Here is a 3,391-nt window from a genome sequence, read left to right as displayed (position 1 = left end):
TATGAAGTCACCCCACTGCTGCGGATAAACGGGGTGTTCAAAGTCCTGGTAAACCAGGGGCAATTGATTTCTTTCAAATTCCTCTTCATCATTGTAACTGCGGGCGCCAATCCCAGACAGGCAGATGTTCCCCTCCCGAAAAATTTGCATATATTGACGATTTTGGTCCCCTTTTTCCCCTCAATATCTGGAAATTCCGATACCTTCACCATGGGGGTCTTTATATTAAGAAGCTCCCGGATGATTTGGATGATTTTTAAATTTGATTCCGACAGTTTAGAAACCGGGTTCTCGTAAACAGGTAAAAAAAGATCCTTGTACTCCTTCCAGTAGGGTGCTCTCGCGTAGCAGCTCTGCAAGGACCCCCAATGACTTAGATGCCAGTTGCTTTCGTTTTTGATCGTAACGTCTTTGATAAAAACCTTTTTTTGGGCCAACGGCACACTCAACAACTTGGCCCCTTCCGGACCTTTAATTTTGTTCTTATTGGTGATGGCTCCCCTGGAATGCAGAACGTCGTCCAGGATGACAAACAAATCACAGGACATCATTTTTTGGAAATATCCGAGCCAGGGCAGGTAGTTCGGCTGGTGGCCGGAAATAATCAACCGGTATTAGCACTACAGCGTAACATAAAAAAATGCTAGACTTAACGAATCTTATGTGTTAGCAGTAACAATACCCCTGTAAATTAAGCCCCTCTGTCCGTCCACAGTTACGGTTTCCCCGTCGTTAAAGATTGACATGGCTGCATTCTATTCCGGTTACCACCGGGATGCCGAATTCCAGGCCAACGATGACTCCGTTGATTGTTCACCGGGAGCAAATGGGGCGTAAACTCCAAAGCGATAATAGACAGCAAATAAAGCAAAACAAGGCTGTTTATGTTGTGCTTATGAATGTGTAAAATAAAGTTGTATACTATTTCAACAGAAAAACCGAGACGTTCTGGGTCGGTGGGTTCATTATTTAGAAGCCACTCAATCAGGTCATAAGGCGACAGTTGGTTACTATCAAAATACTCAGAAACCTCAAGTGCAAGTTTACGTGAAGGTAGGCCAAAGGCCAGAAGAGTGCAAGCAACAGGGTCATGTACCCCATATTTCAATAAGGCAGAGTAATATTGATACACTTCTGGTAGTGCATTCCCAGGTACATCAGCACAAAAAAATAACGGGCGCTGGAAAGGCACGGTTTAATAGGGTAACTTGTTGAACCACACCCCAAACTGATACGGAAAAGCACAAGAGAGGCACTATCTCACAATGATAGTGGGTCTCTTGACTTCTATTGCTCGTCTTCCAAGGGCATAATTCTCTTTTCAATATCCTCTGCAGAAGGCAAGGTATCCTTGAATTCGTTCGGCAAAAGGTTGGTAATCTGATATTCGCTGACGCCTATGGGCTTTGTCATATCCCGCAGAGAATATTCGGTAATCAGTTTGTTCTTGTGTTTGCACAACAGGATACCGATAGACGGATTGTCCTGTTCTTTCTTCAACTCAGTATCTACGGCAGAAAGATAGAAATTCAGTTTGCCGGCATATTCCGGCTTGAAATCGCCTGTTTTCAGTTCGACAACCACATAACAGCGAAGCTTTAAGTTATAAAACAACAGGTCAAGGTAGTAGTCCTCACCGCCAATCTCCATGTGATATTGATTGCCGATAAAGGCAAAGCCGGTTCCAAGCTCAAGCAGCAGCTGCGTAACGTTTCTTACAAGCTGTTCTTCGACATCACGTTCTATCGCATTTTCTCGTAGCTGCACAAAATCAAAAATATAAGGATCTTTCAATGTTTGCTGAGCCAATTCGCTCTGCGGGCTTGGCAGACGGGTTTCAAAATTGGTTGCCTTCTCTGTAAGTACCTGACGTTTGTAAAGCATTGATTCTATCTGATGAACCATAACATTGATTGACCAGCCATTTTCAATCGCCTTTTTCGCATACCAGGCTCTTTGCTCACCGTCCTTTACTTTATCAAGAAGTGCGACATTGTGCGACCAGCTTAATTGTGCAGACACCGTCTGCACAAATTCAATATCCGAATAAAGGCTTGAGAACTTGGCCATGTACTTCAAATTGCGGACGGAAAACCCCGTTGTGTCGGGGAAGTCGAGCTTGATATCGCGAGCGAGATTTTCAATGAATTTGTTGCCCCATTCTGAATTGGCGTTGATGACATTTCCAATATTCCAGTAGAGCATAATAAGCTCGCGATTGGCTCCAATCACCGCTCGATGCTGTGCAGAGCGTATTTGATTTTTTATATCCGAGCAAATCTCAAGATATTCATTATTGTTAAGCAGCATAATCTTCCTCCTCGTATAATAGTATCAGAACCACCGGACAGCCTAAATCCCAGTTAAGGAACAATATGGCTAATCCGGTTAGGTCCGGGAACCGGTTCCCAAATCACGGGGTACCGAGGCCAACGAAGTCAAATACCAGATTCCACAACAGGTACGGTAACGGTACCGGTCATTCGCGCGAATACTGTATTGTGGAATCGCTATTGAAGGTAGTTGGCCAACAGTGCCTTAAATAATGGTGGTGATTCATAAAGAACTTAAAAATATCTCAAAAATATCCACAATCCAAGTCCTGGTCGCCATGGTGCGAATGGACAGTTAAGTCCTCTGAAACTCTTTATGGGCATGGATTGTTTTGGTGATAATCTCTTTGCCGGCCCCCCGGGTCTACTGTTTAGCAGTTACCCTGGCCGGGCCGGTTTTCTGTTGTCTTTTTACCTTTTTAGAGAACTTCAAAAAACCACATAGCGCGAAGGATGCGTAGCATCCATAGAGCGCACCGGTAACTGTAACTTTACGTCTTCTACGGTCAAGTAGTGTCTGGACATGGTTGCCTTTTTGCGGGACAATGTGACCAACAAGCTGGTATGGGGATATTTCTTATCTACCTCGTGGAGTCTTTGAGACTACTACTTTTGAAAGCCTGTTACCCTTGGTCCGCCGTCCTTTTCTAACCGCTGGTCGTGCCCCCGGCGCTATGGTGATGGGATTTTGCAGCTTCCCATTCATGCACCCACCTGGCCGGGCGAGTACTCATTACGAGGCTGAGTAAGGCGGTTCCCAAGGGCACCCAGGTCCTGTACCCTACTTGATTATTTTTAGAGTGGAGGTGATCTCTTGAGCAAACTTTATGTCGGTATCGACGTGAGCCTGCGTAAAAACAATGTCCGCTGTATAAACAGTGATGGTGATACGGTGCGTAAATTTAACGTGCCGAATACGCTGGCCGGCGCCCGGGCACTGGTGGACCATGTTGTGGAAGCTGCGGCCCAGCACTGCTTACAACAGGTGGTACTGGGTCTGGAAGCTACCTCAAATTATGGTTACCATCTGGCCTCGTTTTTTAAGAGCTCTGACAAGA

3 protein-coding genes and 1 pseudogene are annotated in these 3,391 nt (G+C 45.3%); 1 reads left to right on the top strand and 3 read right to left on the bottom strand.

Going from position 1 to position 3,391, the window contains the following annotated elements; all coding sequences use genetic code 11:
• The 3 genes and pseudogenes from B3D59_RS18440 to B3D59_RS07300 all read right to left on the bottom strand — a co-directional run.
• Nucleotides 1-150 (bottom strand): WbqC family protein (locus B3D59_RS18440; RefSeq protein WP_414646520.1); only part of this gene is annotated, 150 nt, incomplete at its 3' end.
• Nucleotides 151-194: 44 nt separating this feature from the next.
• A pseudogene (locus B3D59_RS18435) lies at nt 195-548 on the bottom strand (WbqC family protein); the annotation flags it as partial.
• Between the two features lie 739 nt (nt 549-1,287).
• Entirely contained in the window at nt 1,288-2,310 is a 1,023-nt protein-coding gene (locus tag B3D59_RS07300) for a PDDEXK nuclease domain-containing protein (RefSeq protein ID WP_286818670.1), read from the bottom strand.
• A gap of 837 nt (nt 2,311-3,147) precedes the next feature.
• Between B3D59_RS07300 and B3D59_RS07295 the strand changes: the two genes are divergently transcribed.
• On the top strand, nt 3,148-3,391 hold a 244-nt coding region (locus tag B3D59_RS07295), incomplete at its 3' end, for an IS110 family transposase (protein ID WP_286818669.1).

The sequence above is a fragment of the Desulfobacter sp. UBA2225 genome (assembly GCF_002348205.1).
GTDB lineage: Bacteria > Desulfobacterota > Desulfobacteria > Desulfobacterales > Desulfobacteraceae > Desulfobacter > Desulfobacter postgatei.
Note: the sequence above shows the minus strand (reverse complement) of the source record. Positions and strands in the feature narration are given on the sequence as shown.

What these genes read in the sequence shown, in the direction of transcription:
- B3D59_RS07300 (WP_286818670.1), bottom strand. Translation starts at nt 2,310, where the DNA reads ATGCTGCTTAACAATAATGAATATCTTGAGATTTGCTCGGATATAAAA.